We start from the raw sequence: 21,215 nt of genomic DNA, 5'->3' as shown, positions 1-21,215 counted from the left end.
GTGTTTTTTCAAAATTTATATAAATGATGGTTTGATAAAGATTTTAAAATTATTTTACAATTTATATCGGTTATCGTTAATATATCAACACTTTTTATTTAGTTAATTTCAAATTGAAATTTACAAATATTATTTAATTTTTGTAATATATAGATTTTCTCAATAAAAAAAGACCGATGTTAAACATCAGCCTTATCTTTCCCATCTACCTCGTTTGTAAATAATAAATCCCACAATAACTGTCAGAGCATTTGACACTAACATCGATATCCAAATTCCTGTAGATCCAAGATTTGTCAAGCTCTTAAGTATCATAATAAGTGGAAGTCTTAAAACCCATAACCTTGCAAGTGACAAATACATTGTAAGCTTTGTTTTACCAACACCTTGGAAGAAACCATTAATCGCTGAGAAATATCCCATGAAAAATGTAATTATCGCTGAGAAGTACATGTACTCACTTGCTTGTCTCCATAGTTCTATATCTGAACGATCTTTGATGAATATGGATAGCAATTGATCTTTGAAAAGCAAAATAATTATCGCAGAAGCCAAAGAAAAGAAAGTTATTATAATATTTGCACGTTTGAAAATATCCTTGCTTCTTTCTTTTTTACCTGCTCCAATATTTTGTCCTGTAATTGATGTCAACGCCATTCCAATTCCTATAGCTCCTTGATTGAATATATCGGACAATCTGTTGCCCATAGAAAATGCAGCAAGTGTAGTTGTACCATATGATTGGATAAATCCATTAAGAACAGTAAAGCCAATAGCTTCCCCACTCGATCCAAGTGAAGCTGGGATAGCGATGGAGAAAATGTGTTTGATAATTCCCATATCAAGTTTGAAGTTTTTGAAACTAACTTCTATTTCAGATTCTTTTTTGACAACTATTATCGCAAAAACTACAAGCAATACTTTGGATAAAACTGTAGCCCATGCAGCACCTGCAAGACCCATGTTGAGTCCTGGAATTCCCAGAACATTATCAAAAATAAAGAATGGATCTATAACGACGTTTGTCACAGATGAAATTGTCGATATAATCGTCATAGATTTCGTTCTTCCTTGAGAATTGAGTATCGATTGATATCCAAAAAATATCATATCAAACAATAGCCCTACAGAGTTTATCGCAAGAAATATGTATGATTTGTATTCAAAGCTTCCTGTTGCTCCCATCCATCTTACAATAAATGGTGCGGTAATTACACCTAGAATGCTAAAGATAACTCCAAGTACTGTGGTAAGTATTAATGTATGCACAGCGTATATTGAGCAGTCTTTTAATTTTCTAGCTCCAAGTCTTTGACTCATTAAAGAAGTAGCTGCCACACTCACTCCAAGTCCAACTGCTATAAACAAATACAGCACAGGCCAAGTAAAAGATGTCGCAGCATAGTCTTCCGAGCTAATTCGAGCTACATATATTCCATCAGTTATACCATAAAGGGTTTTTATTAGATTACTAATCATCAATGGGATACTTAATTTAAAAATCACATCAGTAATATTTCCATTAGTAATAAATTCTATATTGCTTTTTTTGTTTCCCATTTACTCGCCCCCCTATTAATTTATAATTTAAAATAACCTATTCCAAATAATCCTGGTCCAGTGTGAATACTCAATGTAGGTGCAATTTGTCCTTCATAATAGAACTTTGCTCCTTCAATTAAATCATTCATACTTTCCTTGGCCTTTTCCATTGCGCTTTGATTATCACCGTTTAATAAAACCAAATAATAGTCTTTGATACCTGATAACTCTTTTTTCACTATTTCAATAGCGTGGTTGATGTTTTTCACTGTACCACGATTTTTTTCTACTGTATAATATTCTCCGTCTTCATTACAAGATATTATAAGCTTCAAATTTAATAAATTACCAACGATCCCAGTAATTTTACCTATTCTACCACCTAAAGACAAATATTTTAAAGTATCCAAAGTTATAACTGGTACTGAATCTTTGATTTTTTGTTTCATTTTTTCAATTACAGATTCAAAAGATAACCCTTCGTCGATTAATTTTCTCGCAAATATTGCAAAAAATCCCGTACCAATTGAAATATTTTTTGAGTCAAATACTTCTACTTGCACATCTTCCACTTGATCTTTCGCAAGCATAAATGCATTGTACATTCCACTTAGTTTTGAAGAAATGGAAATGCATATTATCTTGTCAAACCCCTTGTTTTTTATTTCATTTAATTTATTAACGATATCTCCAAGAGATGGGATGGATGTTTTTGGAACTTCTCTATCTATATTTTCATATATATATTTAGGATCAACAGTATAATCATCGTAGGATACATCTGAGTAGTTTATTTGAAGCGGCATCAATTCAATGCCGTATTCTTCTGCTATTTTTGGTGTAATTTCACTACCTGAATCTGTTAAAATTGCTATCTTTCCCATAATATCTCCTAACTAGTCAAGGCTATTAAAATATTCTCTAACTTCTTTTATTTTTCCACAAGTCATCTTTCCTTCTGGACAACTTCCTTTAACACAACCTGGCCCTGCTTTTTTGAAAATTTGTGGACACACTTTTTTCGCTTCAACAAGCATTAGTGTAGCCATTTCTCTGATTTCCCATTGCGCTCTTTGACAACACCTAGCTTCAAAGAAATGCAACAGCTCACGTGCATTCATTGTCATGACAATTTTTGTCTCAGTAGCATTTGAAAACACATATCTTGCATCTTCAATGGAACTTTTTTCTGACATTGATTTTGCTTTTTTCTCGTCAACACCAGATTCGATTAATCTGTCGTATTCTTCTTGTATCAAAATTTCTGTGAGTTCGTTGTATGCATCAATCGTATGCTTCATGTGTTTCTCGTAGATTTCTAAAGCCTTGGGATTATTTTTTATTTTTGGAGGGATAATATACTCGTAATTATTCGCTCTCACATATCGTTGAGATTTTTGTGAGTAACTTGCTAATCTGTGTCTGACCAATTGGTGGGTCAAAGTTCTAGATACACCCTCAATTGCAAAAGTAAAACTAATGTGTTCGACTGGCGACATGTGCCCCAAATCCATTAATTTGTCTATGAAATTTTCTACATTTTCATCAGTTAGTCCCTCTTCAATCTCCATAACAGAACTATCTGAATAACAAAGTTTTGCACTTGATGCGACAAGTTTTTGTGCATCAGGAGTGTATCTAATTAGATTAACCTTCATTAATTACTTCTCTCCCATATAACTCCATCTCTTGTGTCTTTTAACACAATTCCCATAGATAAAAGTTTATCTCTTATTTCATCTGCTTTTTTGAAGTCTTTTTCTTTTCTAGCAGCATTTCTTTGTTCGATCAAATCTTCGATTTCAGAATCCAAATTGTCATCTTCTTCTTTGAATAAAATTCCCAAAACATAAGAAATATCATCCATCAATTTCTTAGCGTCAAGCAAGATATTTTTAGATGTATTTTCATTGTAATTTTTGTTGATATATTTAATGAAATCAAACAATACGCTAATTGCATCGGCCGTATTGATGTCATCATCCATAGCTTGTTCGAATTTTTCTCTGAATATTTTTATATTATCATATTTTTCTTCTTTTTCAGAAGAGTTATCCAAAATTCTATTTAAGAATCTCTTAGCAGTGTACAATCTTTCCAGAGAGTTTTTTGTAGCAACTAATGTGTCGTGACTGAAATCAATCGGATTTCTGTAGTGGACTGATAACAACCACAATCTAATAACTTCCAAATCAAATTCTTTTTCAATATCTTTTAATAAGAAGAAATTATTCTTTGATTTGCTCATTTTTTCCTTGTCTACAGTTATCATTGAGTTGTGTAACCAATAATTTGCAAAATGAGCTCCAGTGCATGTTTCCGATTGTGCGATTTCATTTTCGTGGTGTGGAAATTGCAAATCTTCTCCACCAGCGTGAATGTCAATAGTGTCACCCAAAATTGATTTACTCATTACAGAGCATTCCAAGTGCCAACCAGGTCTTCCCATTCCCCATGGACTTTCCCAAGCCGGTTCACTTTCTTCTTTTCTCTTTTTCCATAAAGCAAAATCCATTGGATTTTTCTTTTCGCTATTTACATCAATTCTCGCACCAGCACGTAAATCATCGATATTTTTCTTGGATAATTTACCATAATCTTTTGCTTTTGTGATATCAAAGTACACATTGCCATCGACATTATATGCTGCACCCTTGTCTTCCAAAGTTTTCACAAATTTAATCATTTCATCGATATATTCAGTAGCTTTTGGATGAATTGTGTCTTCTTCGTCGAAATTAAGTCCAGATACATTGTCCAAATAAGCTTGAATGTATTTCTTAGTTATTTCTCGGAAATCTATATTTTCGTCTTTTGCTTTATTTATGATTTTGTCGTCGATATCAGTGAAGTTACTTACAAATTTAACACTATATCCTTTGTAAATAAAATATCTTCTCAAAGTATCAAATACCACAATCGGTCTTGCATTTCCAACGTGAATATAATTATAAACTGTAGGACCACATACGTATATACCGACATTTTTTTCTTTTATTGGTTTGAATTCTTCCTTTTTTCGTGTCAGTGTATTGTATAACTTCATATCTTCTCCTATCTATTTAAAGCTTTGTTTATCCTATCTAAAACTTCTTGTTTTCCTAAAACTACCATGATAGAATCCAAGTCTGGTCCGTGAACATTTCCAGTAATTACAGCTCTTGTAGTCATCCACAAATCCTTACCCTTGATTCCAGTTTTCTTTTGAACTCTCTTCATAACTCCTGATGCAAATTCTTTTTCGATTTCATCAACTGATTCGACTTCTTCTTTTAGTGCATTCATCAATTCGTCTAATTTTTCGTAGTTTAGGAATTCCTTAGCATCATCATCCATTTCGTAATCCTTGAACAAGAATTCAACTTTTTCAGTAATTTCTTGTAAATAATCCAACTCTTCTTTGAATAATGAAGCAATTTCTAATAATTTGTAATCTGGATAATCTTCAGAAATCACACCATCTTCAACCAAGTATGGTTTTAACATTGATGCTAATTTTTCGTTTTCTATTTCTTTTATATAATGTCTGTTAATCCAGTTTAATTTTTCTGTATCGAAAACTCCTCCAGATTTTGAAACTCTACTGAAATCAAATTTATGTTCCAATTCTTCCATCGACATAATTTCTTGGTTATCTTCACTTGACCAACCTACTAGTGCAAGGTAATTGTCGATAGCTTCTGGCAAATATCCTTTTTGACGGAAATCTTTGACTGCAACGTCGTCATTTCTCTTAGATAATTTCTTGCCTGATTTGTTCAAAACAACTGGTAAGTGAACGAATTCTGGAACATCCCATCCGAAACATTGATACATATACACATGCTTTGCTGTTGAAGAAATCCATTCATCACCACGAACAATGTGAGTAATTCCCATCAAATGATCGTCAACTACAACTGCGAAGTGATAAGTTGGAAATCCGTCTGATTTTATCAAAACTTGATCGTCCATATCATTAGTGTTGAAAGTAATCTTACCTTTAATCGCATCGTTAAAAGTGATTTCTTTGTTTTCAGGAAGTTTCAATCTAATAACATATTCTTCGCCATTTGCAATTCTCTTCTTAGCATCTTCAACGCTAATTCCTCTGCAAAGGCCGTCATATTTTGGCATCAAACCATCTGCTTTTTGTTGTGCTTTTACTTGATCCAATCTTTCTTTTGAACAGAAGCAATAATATGCGTAACCTTTTTCGATTAATTCATCGATATATTTTTGGTACAAACCTTGTTTTACTCTGTCAGATTGAACATAAGGACCACATTCTCCAACTTCAGTTACGTTTCCTTCATCATCAAGGACAACTCCTTCGTCCGGATCAAGCCCTGCCCATTTTAATTGTTCCAATAAATTTTCGATAGCACCATCAACATATCTAGTTCTATCAGTATCTTCAATTCTCAAAAGAAATTTTCCGTTATTTCTTTTAGCATACAAATAATTATATAAAGCTGTTCTAAGTCCACCAATGTGCAAAAATCCTGTTGGACTTGGAGCAAATCTTACTCTTACTTCACTCATAATATCCTCCATAAAAAATAAATTTAACTTATTTTATTATATCACAAATAGCCAAATTCAACATTTATTAATAAACCCAAAGCAATTATTTCGCCAAGTTTTTTACCCAAATTTTCTTTCCAACTAAATACAATCCCAAAATAACCTTGTACAAATCAATCACAGAAATTATCAAATACATCAACACCACATTTAAATCTGTAAATTTTGCCAACAAAAACGAAATTGGATACGAAATTAAAACAATTCCTACAGAATCAAAAAGCAAAGTCAGAATAGTTTTGCCTCCGCTTCTGAGTGTAAAATATGACGCATTGTATAAAGCAGATATCCACAAAAATGCTCCACCAACTCTAAGCATATTTGTCGCCATCGATTTTACATCATAAGTTGTGTTGTAAAATTCTGGAAAAAGTGGCGCCAAAATAATCAACACAATTCCAACTACAAGTGATAACATAAGTGAGAACACGATTAATTTCCTGTCTGTGTCCACAGCTTCATCGACATTTCCACTACCTAAAAGCCTTCCTACCATAATTGAAATACAATCTCCCATCGCCAAATTAAAAACGATGAAAAGTCCTATAATTGTCTGAGAAATATTGTACGCAGCCAAAGCTTCAATTCCTCTTGTTGAATAAGATTGTGTAATTGCAGCAATCCCTACAGAATACAAAACTTCATTGATTATCAAAGGGATTCCCGCAACAGTTATATTCTTGAAAAGCCCTGTATCGACATGGAAATTTTTGAAAAAATTAGAATAAAATGTAAATCTAAGTTTGTTTTTGTTTGCAAAATAAATAAACAATGAAAGTTCAACAAATCTTGAAATAACAGTCGCAATCGCAGCGCCCTTTGGTCCTAATGCAGGAAAACCTAAAAGTCCGAAAATCAAAACCAAATTGAACACAAAATTTACTAAAACAGTAATAATCGACGTTATCATCGGAAGTCTAGTTTCGCCATTCACTCTCATTGAGGATGAGATGGATTGTGAAAAAGCAAAAGGAATAAATCCTATAGTCATTATCTTGGTATAATCTAGTGCAAACTTCATAGTCGTATTAATATTTTTTACAGTATCAGTATCTGGATTCATAAATAAATACAATAATTTCTCGCCAAAAACCCAGAAAATTAAAACGCTAATCACAGAAACGATAAAAGATAACACCACATCAAAATACAAACAGTTTTGTACATTCTTGTAATCTTTCTTACCTGCAAATTGTGCCGCAAAAATACTAGCCGCTGACACAAGTCCGAAAATTGCCAAGTTAAATACAGTAATCAATTGGTTAGCAACAGAAACTCCACTCATCGCAAAAGTTCCAGTCTGTCCAACCATAATATTGTCCAACATATTTACAAACGATGTAATAAGTTGCTGAATAATAATTGGAATTGCTAGTACCAACACACCTTTGTAGAAATTTTTATCCCCAAAAAACTTACTCTTCTTTAATGCTAAATTCAATCTATCCCTCCTTCAAATTTTTTATGTAATAATAATTACAAAGCTTATTTGTTCCATCAAAGTTTTCATACATATGTTCACCATAAAATTGGAACCCACATTTTTCAATAACTCTTGCACTCTTTTTATTCTCAACAAAACCACTGCAAGAAACATAATCGTAATCCAAATCCTTTAGCAAATGATTTACAAAACACTTCACAACCTTTGTCATAATCCCACGATTCCAATAATTTTTGTTCAGACTGTAGCCAATTTCAACGCCTATCTTATCTTCAAATTCTGGTTTTTCGTACAAATAATCGTCTTCGTATACTCCAATCATTCCTATCAATTTGTCTTCCTGAAAAATACCATATTCTAATTTTGAATCGATGAAATCCTTGAGAATTTTCTTGGATTGTTCGATTGTTTTATGTGGTTTCCAGCCCGCAGATGGTCCCACCTCATTTTGCATAGCGTATTCATAAAAATCTCTCAAATATTTCATTTCTAACGCTTTTATTTCTACATCTTCACATTTTAAAATAAAATCTTCGTATTTCATTTGTATCTCCAAAATTTTTCAATCTATATAATAATATATCTTTAAAAATTGGAAGTCAATCGATTTTAAAACAAGATTTTTTCAAACAAAAAAGAGCCCTTGCGGACTCTTAATTAAATGAATTTTCACGAATTATTTTATTTTTATTCCAAATTTTTCCATATCTTCATCAACTTCTCCTATTGGAGCAATTCCAAAATTTTCTACCAAAACATTGGCTACATTTGGTGATAGGAATGCAGGAAGAGTTGGTCCAAGATGAATATTTTTAACGCCTAAGCTCAAAAGTGCAAGTAACACGATTACTGCTTTTTGTTCATACCATGCAATGTTGTAGCTAATTGGCAAATCGTTGATATCATCAAGACCAAAAGCTTTTTGTAAAGCTTGTGCTATTACAACTAATGAATAAGAATCGTTACATTGACCTGCGTCTAAAACTCTTGGAATTCCATTGATATCTCCTAAGTTTAATTTATTGTATCTGTATTTTGCACAACCAGCAGTTAAAATAATTGTGTCATCAGGCAATGCTTTCGCAAAGTCTTCGTAGTAATTTCTACCTTTTTGTCTTCCGTCACAACCAGCCATTACTACAAATTGTTGAATATCTCCATTTTTAACTGCTTCAACAACTTTGTCTGCCAAGGCTAAAACTTGATTATGTGCAAAACCACCAACTATTTTACCGTTTTCGATTTCTGTTGGAGATTCACATTTTTTTGCAAGTTCTATGATTTCTGAGAAATCTTTGTGACCATTTTCATCTGCTACAATGTGTTTCATTCCAGGATATGCTGCAACGCCAGTTGTGAATACTCTATCTTTGTAAGAATCTTTTGGTGGAATGATGCAGTTAGTAGTCATCAAGATTGGGCCATTAAATGATGCAAATTCTTTGTCTTGTAACCACCAAGAATTTCCGTAATTTCCCACGAAATTGTCGTGTTTTTTGAAAGCTGGATAATAATTTGCAGGTAACATTTCACTGTGAGTGTACACGTCTACTCCTGTGTTTTGAGTTTGTTCCAAAAGCATTTCCATATCTTTCAAATCATGACCTGAAATCAAAATCGCAGGATTGTTTCTAACACCGATGTTTACTTCTGAAATTTCTGGATTTCCGTAAGCAGATGTATTTGCACTATCCAAAAGAGCCATTGCTGCTGCACCATTTGATCCAGTTTCTAATGTGAGAGCTATCAAATCTTCTACGGATAAACTATCGTCCATTAATTTTGCTAAAGTATTTTCCATAAATTCGTCTACATTTTCATCGAATTTTCCCAAAACATTAGCGTGTCTATTGTAGGCTGCCATTCCCTTCAATCCGTAAGTAATAAGTTCTCTAAGACTTCTCTTATCGTCATCCAAAGTATTCAACACGCCGATAATTTGTGATTTCAATTTTAATTCATCATCGTCTTTTTCGTTATACAAAGCTGCCTTTGACAAGTTTTCTTTGTCATCTAAGCTCTCGATTAATTTTTGGTTCAAATCGATAGTTTCTTTTACTTTTTCTAACAAATCTTCATAGTGGAAGTTTGCGTTTGTAATTGTAGTAAACAAATTATTGTTGACATAAGAATGTAAATTAGAGATATCTTTGTTTTCTTTTCTCATTCTAGTTAGGATTTCGCCTAATCCTTTTGTAACCCAAACAAGCAAATCTTCGATGTTTGCAACATCTGATGTTTTACCACATACGCCTCGTTTTGTACATGCAATGTTTTTTGCAGTTTCTTGACATTGATAACAAAACATTTCTTCATTTTTTTCAATAGTTTTTTCCATTTTCTTTCCTCCTGATTTTTTATAACTTATGGTTTAATTATAATTAATTTAAAGTTTGGGTTTCTGTAACATAAGTTACATTTGTTCATTACAATAAGTTTTCCAATTCTTCTCTATTTTTAATTTTAATTTCAGATCCGTTTAATTCAATAAGACCACTATCTTCCATGCTCAACAATTCCCTTGATAATGAAGGTCTGGTCGTAGCCATAAAATCTGCCATCTGTTGTCTTGTCATTCCAGTATTTGATACGTCTTTTTTTTCTGTTTGAATTAAAAAAGTTGCGATTTTTTGCCTCAAAGAAAAACTAGACAACAATCTTACCTTGCTATTTAAGAAAAATGCTTTTTCTGCAAGAATCGTTATAAGATTAGTCATAATTTTATTTTTAATCGGAGTGGAGCTTTCAGATATATCGAAAAAACTCACAGGAATTTCAAGAATTTCGCAATCAGTATTGCACACTAACGTAAAATCGCTGATTTTATTCAAATACGAATACACCTCAGCCATTACTTCTCCATGATTTTTGAAAATATTCACCACAGTGTTTTTCCCATTGATATCTGTCTTTTCAAGACTGAGCTTTCCACTTTTCAAAACGTAGATTTTATTGCATATATCTCCTGGTGAAAATACGTACGAATTTTTGTTGTATTTGTTTATTATTGAATTTGATTCAATAAGGAATTGGTTAAATTCTTCTTCTGTAAAATTTTTAAAAAGTTTTGAATTTATCATTTAATCACCATTATTTTTATACCCAATAATTTTATATGTACACTAAAAAACGCACCAGAATTTTCATTCTAATGCGTTTGGTTTTAAGCATATGGTAAATATTTTTTGTCGTTTGAATTGTAGAATGTAGCCATGCCATATCCTATACAGAAAAATAATGATGCCAGGTCATAAGCTGAGCCACTGACTAATATCATAAATGCATTCCCAATTATAAATATTAATAATTCTCCAGTTATTTTTTTAGTTTTAATTTGCTTAATAACTCTAATAAATAACAACATAATACATAAAATAATTGGAGTAGCTAATAAAAATCCCAAATCAGCAAACATTTCTAAAGCAAAATTATGCGGATAAATTCCATACTTCATATTAAATCCGAAAGCCCCCAATCCTCTAAAAGGTCGGTTTTTTGCTTCGGCAAAAGCTAATTTATACAAACTTACTCTATCTCTTATATCTAATTTTTTTCCATCTTTAGAAACAAGCTCTTTTTCTACCCATTTATGATTATTTATTGGTTTCGGATCACTAACTAATTCATTTATATCTTCAGTTGTTAGTATACCCGTTTCTGAAGTTTTTATCTTTCCTTCTTCAATACTTTCAGTTATGACATCAAATCTGCCTTCACTAACTTTTGGAATTCCATAATTTATTTTTGGCAGTTCTATACTAGGAATTTTAATATTTCCAAATACAAACACACACATTACTAAATATATAGCAAATAAAATTTTAGGTTTCTTAGCCCATTTTTTATCTTTTATAAGCAAAATAATTAATATTATATAAAAAATTAATGAACCTAAAATCGCCCCTCTAGTTGTAGCAATTTGTATCATATACCATAAGAAAAACGCCATAATAATTCTAAAACCTGGATGAACATTGATTTTTTTATTAAAAATACTATATTCTATACTTACAAAACCATCTCTGTAAATATTTAATAATATTGCAAACATCATAGGCATCCAAGCATAAGACAACGACATATAGCTCATTGCTCCTAAATTTCTAGTCCAATAAACATCTTTCATATCTAATGAAATCTTAAAATAGCATATCATTGCTGGAATTGTTATAATAGATAATTTTTCCATCCAATAAAAGAAGTTTTTTTCCAAAGAACGCTTATTAATGTAATGACCTATTAAAAATGCGGGTATACTGAAAATTATAAATCTCTGCAAATATTGGATAATTTTTGTATTTATCCCCCATAATGCAAAAGCATAGACATATATTAATAACCAAATAAATATAGGTGTGTAATTTTTAAGCTTTTCTTTTACAAAAAATTCTTCCTTATACATATAAAATAAAACCCAAAGAAAATAACAAACATTTACTAAGATAAAAATTATTTTCCTGATTTTGCTATCAGCTCCACCTAATCCTAGTGGATATAATGTCATATTAATTAATCCATCTAAAATAAATGGAAGAGGTAAAAACCATAGTTTTTTTAAATTAATTGTTCTTTCTGTGTCAGTCATAAATTCCCCTTTTCATTTTTTTACTAAATTAGTATACCATAATTAAACGCGATAATAAACTAATTTACTTTATTTTTAGGGATTTCTCCGTTTTTAAATTGCATAATATTGTCAAAAGTATATTCTCCCATTTGAACACGTGCAAGTTTAGTAGCATTTCCCAAATGAGGCGCCAATAAAATATTCTTAGCATTTCTCAAATCTTCTGAAATTTTGGGCTCAAATTCGTACACATCTAATGCACAACCAGCAATTTCTCCATCATTTAATGCATTTATCAAATCTTGTTCGCTTATAACTTTGCCACGCGATGCGTTGATAAGATATGCTGATTTTTTCATTTTTGAGAATGCTTTTGCATCTATTAAGTGATGTAGTTTTTCGCTATAAGCTGTGTGTAAAGTTATTACGTCACTGTTTTCAAGTAAATAATCTAAATCTACTTGCTTTGCCCCATCAACTTCCTTTTTGCTACGATTGTAGAATATCACATCCATGTCAAACGCTTTGGCTTTTCTCAAAACTTCAGTTCCAATTCTACCAAGTCCGATTATTCCCAAAGTTTTCCCTTTCAATGTTTCTCCCAGACCATACACAGGCTTCCATCCTTCGAATGAATCGTCGTAGCAATCAGAATTCATTTTTGTAATATTTCTGAGTAGATCTATCATCAAACCAAAAGTCAATTCTGCAGTCGATTTTGTAGATGCAGATGCAGGTGCGTTTGTGACAATTATTCCTTTTTCTTTTGCGTAATTAATGTCCACATTATCAAAACCAGCGCCGTAATTTGCAATTATTTTCAAATTTTTTGCTGCATCGATAATTTCTGAATCGATCTTTTCACTCAAAGGACATACTAATCCTTCGACATCTTTTATTCTGGTTTTCAATTCTTCTTTTGACAAAAAGTCCAAACTATCGTGATAATCTACTTCAAAATTCTCTTCGTATTTTTTAATAATTTCTTCAGGGATTCTATTAGTAATCAAAACTTTCATTACATATCCTCCATTTTTATTGTAGTCATTTTTCTATTTTCAAACATCGCCAAATATTTTGCATCCACGCTTTTTAATAATTTGAAAGCATCATCAAAGTGATATCTGTAATAATTTTCATAATGCGCATCGCTACCAACTGAGAATAATTTGCCCTTCATTTTCACATATTTTTTGAGCGCAAATGTGTAATATTCTAAGTTGTCGTATTGATACACGCTCCTAGTGTTAAGCTCCAATGCTTTTTCATCATTAATGAGTTCTGCAAAAACTTTTGTCAAATATTCATCTACAATGTCCATATTTTTAGATTCCAATTTATTAAGTCTTAATGCGTAATCAATGTGTGTTAACACATCAAAATCTTTGAAATTATTCACAGCTTCCAGCATTTTTTCAAAATAATTTGTAAGAAACTCTCTTTGAGAATAATCTTCTGGCTTTGGATTCATAAAATCTTTGCCTCCATATTGATGAACTGATAGAAGTTGAATGTCATAATCTCTGCTGTTCACAGTGTTTTTGATTTTCTCTAAGTTTTCGGTTGTGTATCCAATTTCTATTCCTTTTAAGATTTTTTGTGAACTTTTTTGGTTGTGTTCTTCAATCACTTTTACGTATTTGTCATAATCAATGTCCACATTCTCAACTCTACCATCATTATAGGTAAATCCATAATCCAAGTGTTCGGTTGTGATAATGTCACCTTTGACAAGCTTTAAATAATTCTGAAATTTTTCTTTACTATCGAATGAAAATTCCGTATGACAATGTTGATCTCTATAATACATATTACTCCTTAAATGAACGAAAAGATGCTAAATAACTAGCATCTTTTACAATTATCCTTCTACTATTTTAATACCGCTTGATGCTCCGATTCTATCTGCTCCATTTTCTATCATAGATAAAGCTTCTTCTCTAGAATGAATTCCACCACTTGCTTTTACCATAGCTTTGTCTCCAACAGTATCTTTCATCAATTTGACATCTTCTACTTTTGCTCCGCCTGTTGAAAAACCTGTAGAAGTCTTCACGAAATCAGCGCCGCACTTCACGGAGATTTCACAAGCTTTTTTCTTTTCTTCATCAGTTAATAAACAAGTTTCGATGATTACTTTCAAAACTTTTCCTTTTGTAGCATCTCTTACAGCTTGGATATCTTTTTCGACATAATCATAATCTTGTTCTTTTAATTTGCCGATATTGATAACCATGTCGATTTCATCTGCACCATCTTCGATTGCTGTCTTTGCTTCAAAAGCTTTTGATTTGATACTCATAGCTCCAAGTGGAAATCCCACAACGGTGCACACCAAAACACTTGAATTTTCCAAAGACTTTTTAACCAAAGATGTGTAACAAGAATTTACGCACACGCTTTTAAAATCGTATTTAACTGCCTCATCGCAGATTTTTTTGATGTCAGCTGATGTTGCATCTGCTTTTAATAAAGTATGGTCGATATATTTATTTAATTCCATATTATTCACCTAATTCTAATGCAATTTCCATCATTTTTGTAAATGATGTTTGTCTTTCTTCAGGAGTAGTTTGCTTATCTGAATGGAATGAGTCAGAAATTGTCAAAATAGTCAAAGCTCTTGCGTTGTTGGCTTTTGCTGTCAAATACAATCCGTAGCTTTCCATTTCAACTGCTAGCACGCCCATTTTTTCCCATTTTTTCCATTCTTCAGATTTTTGGTTGTAGAAAATATCTGCAGAGAATACATTTCCAACATGAACGTCGATGTTTTTTTCTTCTGCAACATTTACTGCTTTTCTCAACAAATCATAATCACAAATCGCTGAAAAAGTTCCTTCCAAATCGAATTGGTGAGCAAAATTGGAATCTGAACAACTTCCCATTGCTATTACGACATCATACAAATCAAGGTCTTTGCTGTAAGCTCCTGCTGAACCAATTCTAATAAGATTTTCTACTCCGTATTCGTTGATAAGTTCGTAAGAATAAATTCCTATAGATGGAATTCCCATTCCAGTTCCCATAACAGAAATTTCTTTGCCTTTGTATTTTCCAGTGTATCCGAACATATTTCTAACTGCGTTGAATTGTTTTACATCTTCCAAGAAATTATCTGCGATAAATTTCGCTCTCAATGGATCTCCTGGCAATAAAACTGTTTTTGCGATATCTCCTTTTTTCGCTTCGATATGTGGTGTTGACATAATTACCTCCTAATAATTTACAATGACAACCTCAAAAATTTTTCTGATATATTTTTGATTGCATTTTTTCTTAAACTGATTTTAACATTATTTCCACTTAAATAAGAGAGAAATCCTGTTTCTCTCTTATTATATCATCAATTTGAACATTTTTGCTATTTTTCAAATCCTGGAACTAATAATCCGTAGTTGCCATCTTTTCTCTTGTAAACAACATTTACATTATTAGTTTTTGAATCCAAGAACACGAAGAAATCATGATCGATTAATTCCATTTGCATGATAGCTTCTTCCTTGTCCATTGGTTTGATTCCAAATTCTTTTGTCTTAACGATTGCACCTGTTGGGATTTCTTTGTCGTTGTTTTCTTCAACAGCTTCAAATCTTATTGAATTACTTTCTGTAAATCTCTTTTGTAATTTTGTTTTGTGTTTTCTTATTTGTCTTGCTAACGCGTCTTCAACTTTGTCGATAGCTGTTTTAATATCTTCGTTGGATTCTTCCGCTCTTAAAACAACTCCTTTATCTAAAATCATAGTGACTTCAACTCTCGCTTTGTCTTTTTCTTTTTTGAATACTACACGAGCTTGTTGTTCGTCATGGAAATATTTATCTAACTTGTGTAATTTAGATTCTGCCATTTGTTTCAAATCATCAGTCAATTTGATATCTTTTGTTACATAATTAAGTTTCATAAAATTCCTCCTGTTTATGAATTAAGAAATAATTTCTTATTTTCTTATTCTATATATACCCAATTTACATTTTTGCAAACGATACTAATCACTAAATCCAAAAATCAAAAAAACTTCCCCTTACAAATTTTTCATTTGCTCTGGGGAAGTCTTCGTTATTTGATATATTTGTCAATAATGTTGATTACTTCTTCAATTTTTTCATCTGCATTATCATTTTCTATTGCATGTTTAACGCATGTTCTCATGTGTCCGTTTAAAATGTCGATGTTTGCTTTTTTCAATTGACCAATACAACTTAAAATCTGAGTGGAAATATCCACACAATATCTGTCCTCTTCAATCATATTTACAATCGCATCGAGTTGTCCACGAACAGTTTTGATTTTTTTGAGGGCCTTTTGTTTGTGTTCTGTCATTATTTCACAGTAGCCTCAAATCCTATCTCATCAATAGCTTTGATGATGTCATCTTCATTAAAATCGCCTTCAACCACAGCTTTTTTGTCTTCTAATGAAACATTTACATTTGTAACTCCATCGACTGATTTACAAGCCTTTGTCACTGATTCTACGCAATGATTGCACACCATATCCAATACTTCAAATTCTTTTTTCATTATTTTTCCTCCTTGAAATTTTTAATTCTCAACGAATTTGTAACTACAGTTACCGAACTGAACGCCATTGCAGCACCCGCTATCATTGGATTCAAAAATCCAAATGCAGCAATCGGAATACCAACAACATTGTAGAAAAACGCCCAGAACAAATTCTGTTTTATTGTTTTTATTACTCTGTGACTTAATCTAATCGCAGTATTAACTTTATTTAAATCGCCATTTATAATTGTGATGTCACTCGCCTCAATCGCAACATCTGTACCAGTTCCAATAGAAAATCCAACATCACTTGTTGCAAGTGCTGGAGCATCGTTTATTCCATCTCCAACCATTCCTACTTTTTTGCCTTGATTTTTCAAATCCAACACTTTATCTGATTTGTCTTTTGGCAAACATTCTGCTATCACATGGTCGATGTTAGCTTTTTCTGCGATATGTTTTGCAGTATTTTCGCTATCACCAGTTATCATATATACATCGATATTATCGTCTTTTAATTTTGAAACAGCTTCTTGTGAGGATTCTTTTATTTTATCTGCTATCAAAATATATCCGTAAAATTCATCGTTCTTTCCAACAAGCACAACTGTATTTCCTTGAGATTGATATTTTTGAATATCTACATTGACATTAATATTATTGTCTCTCATCAATTTTTCATTGCCAATATAGTAATTGTCATTATTTATTGTAGCTGAAAGTCCTTTACCAGTAATCGAATCGAAATTTTCAACTTTATAGAACTCCGAACTATTTTTTTCATATTCTTTAACCACAGCATCTGCAAGTGGATGCTCAGAATTTTTTTCAATTGATGATACAATTTTTAAGAAGTCTGTATCTTTTGATTGGTAATCTACAACTTCTGGTTTACCATTTGTTATTGTTCCTGTTTTATCCAAAATAACTGCATCGATTTTGTTAGCAGTTTCTAAAACTTCAGCACTTTTTATTAAAATTCCAAGCTCTGCGCCTTTGCCACTTCCTACCATAATGGCCGTCGGAGTTGCAAGTCCCAATGAACAAGGGCACGCTATTACAAGAACTGAAACGGAGTTTAACAACGCTCTATCGAATTGTTTTGTCACAAAATAAGTGATGACAAATGTAATTACAGCAATTACAATAACAATGGGTACAAAAACAGATGAAATCTTGTCTGCTAGTCTTTGAATTGGCGCTTTGTTCGATTGTGCATCTTCCACTAATTTCACGATTTGACTTAGAACTGTATCTTCGCCAATTTTTTTCGCTTCAAACACAAATGATCCATTTTTATTAATCGTAGATCCAATACATTCATCTCCAACTTGTTTTTTCACTGGCATTGATTCCCCAGTAATCATAGATTCATCAACTGATGAACTTCCTTCAATTATAATTCCATCAACGGCGATTTTCTCTCCTGGTTTTACGAGGATTTTATCTCCAACCATAACATCCTCAATATCCGTTTCAATCGTCTCACCATTTTTAATTACGTTCGCTTTTTTCGCTTGGAGTCCCATTAATTTACTTATAGCATCAGTAGTTCTAGTCTTCGCTCTTTTTTCGAAAACTTTTCCGAGTAAAATCAAAGTGATAACAACAGCAGACGATTCAAAATACAATTGGTCAGATCCTATTAATACATGATAAATCGAGTAGAAGTAGGCAGCACTTGTTCCCAATGCTATTAGAACATCCATGTTTGCTCCTCCACCTCTTAATGATTTGTATGCATTCACATAATATCTTCTTCCGATGTAGAATTGAACCACAGTTGCCAACGCCCATTGAAAATATCCGTTATTTAAAATCGTGTGAACTCCTGCCATATGAAAAAACATCGCTGAAAATAAAGGAATTGAAAAAATCGCAGAAATTATAAAATCTCTTTTCAATTTTTCGTATTCAGTTATATTTTTTTCGTTAGCTATTTTATTGTCTGTTTTTATTTCTGCAGAATATCCTGCTTTGTCAACTAATCTTTTTACATCAGAATTGGTTTTGTATCCCTCATAAAAACTAACCGTAAGTGAGTTTTGCAACAAATTTACGTTAACATCTTTAAAATTATTTTTGTTCAAAACCTTCTCTATTCTAGATGCACATGACTGACAACTCATTCCTTCGATATCAAACTTCGATGTCTTCACAGGAACATCATATCCCGCCTTTTTTATTTTCCCTACGATAGTTTCTATATCGTATCCTTCTTTTAATTTCAAATATGCGTATTCTTGAAGCAAGTTCACGTTAACTGTGTCGATGTATTCGTATTTACTTAAAACTTTTTCTATTCTAGCCGCACATGATTCACAGCTCATGCCTTGTATTTTTAATTTTATTTCTTCCATTTTTCTCCTTTCTACCCCCCTACTGGTGGTATGGTTATTATATAATATTTAAAATACTTTGTCAAACATTTGGATTTGGATTATAATATTCATAATAAAATATGGAGGCAGATTATGGATTGGAAAAATTATGAAAATTTAAGCATGTTATCTGATTTCTACGAATTTACAATGATGAATGGATATTTGGAAAATAATATGGAAGATGAGTATGCTTATTTTGATTTGTATTTTAGAAGAATTCCAGACAACGGAGGATTTGTTATCGTTGCGGGATTAGAAGAAGTGGTTAAATATATTCAAAATTTGAAGTTTGACGAAAAAGACATCGAATATTTCAAGAGCAAGAATATGTTCAGCGAAAAATTCTTAGATTATCTTAGAAATTTCAAATTTGAATGCGATGTGTGGGCAATGCCTGAAGGTTCAGTTGCATTTCCTAATGAACCTTTGATGATAGTTCGTGGACCTGCTCCACAAGCACAATTGATAGAAACTTTTGCACTTTTATCAATCAATCATCAATCATTGATTGCAACTAAAACGAATAGAATTGTTCATGCAGCTGAAGGAAGAGTTGTTATGGAATTTGGCGCAAGGCGTGCGCAAGGTGTGGATGCTACAGTTCTTGGTGCAAGAGCAGCATTCATAGGCGGTGCTACTGCTACAAGCAACACTTTGACAGATATAACTTACGATGTTCCTGCTTTTGGTACAATGGCCCATTCATGGATTATGATGTTCGATTCAGAATACGAAGCTTTCAAAAAATATGCCGAAATTTTCCCAAATTCTTGTTCACTTTTAGTGGACACTTACAACGTTTTAAAATCCGGTGTTCCAAATGCGATAAAAGTTTTTGACGAAGTTTTGAAACCTCGTGGAATTAAAAATATGTCTATTAGAATTGACAGTGGTGACCTTGCGTATTTGTCAAAACAAGCGCGTAAAATGTTGGATGATGCAGGATATGAAAACTGTCAAATCATGGCAAGTAATTCACTTGATGAATACACAATTTCTGATTTGATTGAACAAGGAGCAAAACTAGATGGATTTGGCGTTGGTGAAAGATTAATAACTGCAAAATCAGATCCAGTTTTAGGTTGCGTGTACAAATTATGTGCAGTTGAAAAACCTAACGGAGAAATCATTCCTAAAATTAAAATCAGTGAAAATATCGAAAAAATCACAACTCCTGCATTCAAAACAGTTTACAGAATTTACGACAAGAGTAGCGGCAAAGCAGAAGCCGATTTGATAACTCTTCACGATGAAAAAATCGACGAATCAAAAGATTTGGAAATCTTCCACCCTATTCACACTTGGAAGAGAAAAACATTAACCAACTTCACAACAAAAGAATTATTGGTTAGAGTATTTGATAAGGGAGAATTGGTGTACGAGCTTCCAACATTAGATAAAATAATCGAAAGAAAAAATGAACAAATTGCTGAGCAATGGGAAGAAGTAAAAAGATTTGAACATCCTCATTTGTTCCACGTCGATTTGTCACAAAAATTGTGGGATATAAAATACAATTTATTGATGCAAAGCAAATAGTAAATTTAGCATAACCATAAAATTTTGGTTGTGCTTTTTTTGCAATTAAAAATCCACATGCATGACATGTGGATAAGATTTAGATATCGTATTGTACTAAAGTATTGATGTAATAATTTTTGTTAACATCTCTTCCGCCAAGTTCAGTAAGTTCAATCAAAAATTCCATAGCAGTGATTTCGCCACCGTTTTTTTCAACTAACTTAGCTACTGCATTCACAGTTCCACCTGTTGCCAATAAGTCGTCAACTATAGCAACTTTGTCGCCTTCATAAATCGCGTCTCTGTGTACTTCTAATTTGTCGGTACCATATTCCAAATCATAAGAATACTCTGACACTTCTCCAGGAAGTTTTCCAGGTTTTCTAACAGGAACAAATCTAACTCCAAGCGCATATGCTACAGCTGAGCCGAACAAGAATCCTCTAGCTTCTGGAGCTGCTATCACAGTTATGTCTTTGTCTTTTAAATCTTCTACCATAAGGTCTACTGCGTATTTGTAGGCTTCTTTGTCGTTTAACAATGTAGTAATATCTTTGAATGAAATTCCTTCTTTTGGAAATCCGTCTATAACTCTAATTTTTTCTTTTAAATCCATTTTCATCACCGTTTCTTTTTTACTGTATTATCTACATCTATAGTATACCATATTGTGAGATTTGTTTGTT

At 32.2% G+C, this 21,215-nt stretch carries 20 protein-coding genes; 1 reads left to right on the top strand and 19 read right to left on the bottom strand.

What is annotated here, in order from left to right:
* Nucleotides 1–192: 192 nt before the first annotated feature.
* The 18 genes from GKG00_RS04500 to GKG00_RS04415 all read right to left on the bottom strand — a co-directional run bounded on the left by GKG00_RS04500 (nt 193) and on the right by GKG00_RS04415 (nt 18,984).
* Nucleotides 193–1,560 (bottom strand): MATE family efflux transporter, encoded by a 1,368-nt coding sequence (locus GKG00_RS04500; protein WP_154254464.1) that lies wholly within the window; start codon nt 1,558–1,560, stop codon nt 193–195.
* A 20-nt stretch (nt 1,561–1,580) separates the two neighbouring features.
* A complete protein-coding gene (locus GKG00_RS04495) occupies nt 1,581–2,426 on the bottom strand; it encodes a DegV family protein (protein ID WP_154254462.1) in 846 nt (281 codons plus the stop codon).
* 12 nt (nt 2,427–2,438) lie between these two features.
* The gene (gene thyX, locus GKG00_RS04490) at nt 2,439–3,200 is read right to left on the bottom strand and encodes an FAD-dependent thymidylate synthase (RefSeq protein WP_094205377.1); all 762 of its coding nucleotides are present in this window, start codon (nt 3,198–3,200) and stop codon (nt 2,439–2,441) included.
* Nucleotides 3,200–4,588, bottom strand: a complete 1,389-nt coding sequence (gene cysS, locus GKG00_RS04485) for a cysteine--tRNA ligase (protein WP_154254461.1) — start codon at nt 4,586–4,588, stop codon at nt 3,200–3,202. Before cysS ends, thyX begins: the two co-directional genes overlap by 1 nt.
* Before the next feature lie 8 nt (nt 4,589–4,596).
* Entirely contained in the window at nt 4,597–6,066 is a 1,470-nt protein-coding gene (gene gltX, locus GKG00_RS04480) for a glutamate--tRNA ligase (protein WP_154254459.1), read from the bottom strand.
* Between the two features lie 85 nt (nt 6,067–6,151).
* Entirely contained in the window at nt 6,152–7,549 is a 1,398-nt protein-coding gene (locus GKG00_RS04475; RefSeq protein WP_154254458.1) for an MATE family efflux transporter, read from the bottom strand.
* Nucleotide 7,550: 1 nt separating this feature from the next.
* Entirely contained in the window at nt 7,551–8,096 is a 546-nt protein-coding gene (locus GKG00_RS04470; protein ID WP_154254455.1) for a GNAT family N-acetyltransferase, read from the bottom strand.
* Between the two features lie 132 nt (nt 8,097–8,228).
* The gene (hcp, locus tag GKG00_RS04465; protein WP_154254454.1) at nt 8,229–9,890 is read right to left on the bottom strand and encodes a hydroxylamine reductase; all 1,662 of its coding nucleotides are present in this window, start codon (nt 9,888–9,890) and stop codon (nt 8,229–8,231) included.
* A gap of 88 nt (nt 9,891–9,978) precedes the next feature.
* Nucleotides 9,979–10,632: a Crp/Fnr family transcriptional regulator gene (locus GKG00_RS04460; protein WP_154254453.1), complete on the bottom strand. Its 654-nt coding sequence runs from the start codon at nt 10,630–10,632 to the stop codon at nt 9,979–9,981.
* Nucleotides 10,633–10,715: 83 nt separating this feature from the next.
* Nucleotides 10,716–12,137, bottom strand: a complete 1,422-nt coding sequence (locus tag GKG00_RS04455; protein WP_154254452.1) for an O-antigen ligase family protein — start codon at nt 12,135–12,137, stop codon at nt 10,716–10,718.
* A 59-nt stretch (nt 12,138–12,196) separates the two neighbouring features.
* Nucleotides 12,197–13,138 carry a 2-hydroxyacid dehydrogenase family protein gene (locus GKG00_RS04450; RefSeq protein ID WP_154254451.1) on the bottom strand — a complete coding sequence of 314 codons (942 nt, stop codon included), beginning with the start codon at nt 13,136–13,138 and terminating at the stop codon, nt 12,197–12,199.
* Entirely contained in the window at nt 13,138–13,929 is a 792-nt protein-coding gene (locus tag GKG00_RS04445) for a PHP domain-containing protein (protein WP_154254450.1), read from the bottom strand. The genes GKG00_RS04450 and GKG00_RS04445 overlap by 1 nt, the downstream gene beginning before the upstream one ends.
* Before the next feature lie 51 nt (nt 13,930–13,980).
* Entirely contained in the window at nt 13,981–14,622 is a 642-nt protein-coding gene (gene deoC / locus GKG00_RS04440) for a deoxyribose-phosphate aldolase (protein ID WP_094208345.1), read from the bottom strand.
* A gap of 1 nt (nt 14,623) precedes the next feature.
* Complete coding sequence (gene deoD / locus GKG00_RS04435) at nt 14,624–15,328, bottom strand: purine-nucleoside phosphorylase (protein WP_002835475.1); 705 nt, start codon at nt 15,326–15,328, stop codon at nt 14,624–14,626.
* Between the two features lie 155 nt (nt 15,329–15,483).
* Nucleotides 15,484–16,023, bottom strand: coding sequence for a ribosome-associated translation inhibitor RaiA (raiA, locus tag GKG00_RS04430; protein WP_094209488.1), 540 nt, complete (start codon nt 16,021–16,023; stop codon nt 15,484–15,486).
* A gap of 155 nt (nt 16,024–16,178) precedes the next feature.
* Nucleotides 16,179–16,442, bottom strand: a complete 264-nt coding sequence (locus GKG00_RS04425) for a metal-sensing transcriptional repressor (protein WP_002841343.1) — start codon at nt 16,440–16,442, stop codon at nt 16,179–16,181.
* A complete protein-coding gene (locus tag GKG00_RS04420) occupies nt 16,442–16,642 on the bottom strand; it encodes a heavy metal-associated domain-containing protein (RefSeq protein WP_154254448.1) in 201 nt (66 codons plus the stop codon). Before GKG00_RS04420 ends, GKG00_RS04425 begins: the two co-directional genes overlap by 1 nt.
* Nucleotides 16,642–18,984 (bottom strand): heavy metal translocating P-type ATPase, encoded by a 2,343-nt coding sequence (locus GKG00_RS04415; RefSeq protein ID WP_154254447.1) that lies wholly within the window; start codon nt 18,982–18,984, stop codon nt 16,642–16,644. Before GKG00_RS04415 ends, GKG00_RS04420 begins: the two co-directional genes overlap by 1 nt.
* A gap of 114 nt (nt 18,985–19,098) precedes the next feature.
* Here GKG00_RS04415 and GKG00_RS04410 point away from each other — a divergent pair, with 114 nt between their 5' ends.
* Entirely contained in the window at nt 19,099–20,547 is a 1,449-nt protein-coding gene (locus GKG00_RS04410; RefSeq protein WP_154254446.1) for a nicotinate phosphoribosyltransferase, read from the top strand.
* Between the two features lie 79 nt (nt 20,548–20,626).
* Here GKG00_RS04410 and GKG00_RS04405 read toward each other — a convergent pair whose 3' ends face one another.
* A complete protein-coding gene (locus GKG00_RS04405; RefSeq protein WP_154254444.1) occupies nt 20,627–21,145 on the bottom strand; it encodes an adenine phosphoribosyltransferase in 519 nt (172 codons plus the stop codon).
* Nucleotides 21,146–21,215: the final 70 nt, after the last annotated feature.

The organism is Finegoldia sp. BIOML-A1, assembly GCF_009678325.1.
Taxonomy (GTDB): Bacteria; Bacillota; Clostridia; order Tissierellales; family Peptoniphilaceae; genus Finegoldia; species Finegoldia magna.
This window is presented reverse-complemented; position numbering and strand designations above follow the sequence as displayed.

Coding starts and splice junctions, on each gene's coding strand:
- gltX (WP_154254459.1), bottom strand. CDS start 6,066: ATGAGTGAAGTAAGAGTAAGATTTGCTCCAAGTCCAACAGGATTTTTG.
- GKG00_RS04460 (WP_154254453.1), bottom strand. CDS start 10,632: ATGATAAATTCAAAACTTTTTAAAAATTTTACAGAAGAAGAATTTAAC.
- GKG00_RS04425 (WP_002841343.1), bottom strand. CDS start 16,442: ATGACAGAACACAAACAAAAGGCCCTCAAAAAAATCAAAACTGTTCGT.
- GKG00_RS04410 (WP_154254446.1), top strand. CDS start 19,099: ATGGATTGGAAAAATTATGAAAATTTAAGCATGTTATCTGATTTCTAC.
- GKG00_RS04470 (WP_154254455.1), bottom strand. CDS start 8,096: ATGAAATACGAAGATTTTATTTTAAAATGTGAAGATGTAGAAATAAAA.
- cysS (WP_154254461.1), bottom strand. CDS start 4,588: ATGAAGTTATACAATACACTGACACGAAAAAAGGAAGAATTCAAACCA.
- GKG00_RS04450 (WP_154254451.1), bottom strand. CDS start 13,138: ATGAAAGTTTTGATTACTAATAGAATCCCTGAAGAAATTATTAAAAAA.
- hcp (WP_154254454.1), bottom strand. CDS start 9,890: ATGGAAAAAACTATTGAAAAAAATGAAGAAATGTTTTGTTATCAATGT.
- raiA (WP_094209488.1), bottom strand. CDS start 16,023: ATGAAACTTAATTATGTAACAAAAGATATCAAATTGACTGATGATTTG.
- thyX (WP_094205377.1), bottom strand. CDS start 3,200: ATGAAGGTTAATCTAATTAGATACACTCCTGATGCACAAAAACTTGTC.
- GKG00_RS04405 (WP_154254444.1), bottom strand. CDS start 21,145: ATGGATTTAAAAGAAAAAATTAGAGTTATAGACGGATTTCCAAAAGAA.
- GKG00_RS04420 (WP_154254448.1), bottom strand. CDS start 16,642: ATGAAAAAAGAATTTGAAGTATTGGATATGGTGTGCAATCATTGCGTA.
- GKG00_RS04455 (WP_154254452.1), bottom strand. CDS start 12,137: ATGACTGACACAGAAAGAACAATTAATTTAAAAAAACTATGGTTTTTA.
- GKG00_RS04500 (WP_154254464.1), bottom strand. CDS start 1,560: ATGGGAAACAAAAAAAGCAATATAGAATTTATTACTAATGGAAATATT.
- GKG00_RS04495 (WP_154254462.1), bottom strand. CDS start 2,426: ATGGGAAAGATAGCAATTTTAACAGATTCAGGTAGTGAAATTACACCA.
- GKG00_RS04445 (WP_154254450.1), bottom strand. CDS start 13,929: ATGTATTATAGAGATCAACATTGTCATACGGAATTTTCATTCGATAGT.
- deoD (WP_002835475.1), bottom strand. CDS start 15,328: ATGTCAACACCACATATCGAAGCGAAAAAAGGAGATATCGCAAAAACA.
- deoC (WP_094208345.1), bottom strand. CDS start 14,622: ATGGAATTAAATAAATATATCGACCATACTTTATTAAAAGCAGATGCA.
- GKG00_RS04415 (WP_154254447.1), bottom strand. CDS start 18,984: ATGGAAGAAATAAAATTAAAAATACAAGGCATGAGCTGTGAATCATGT.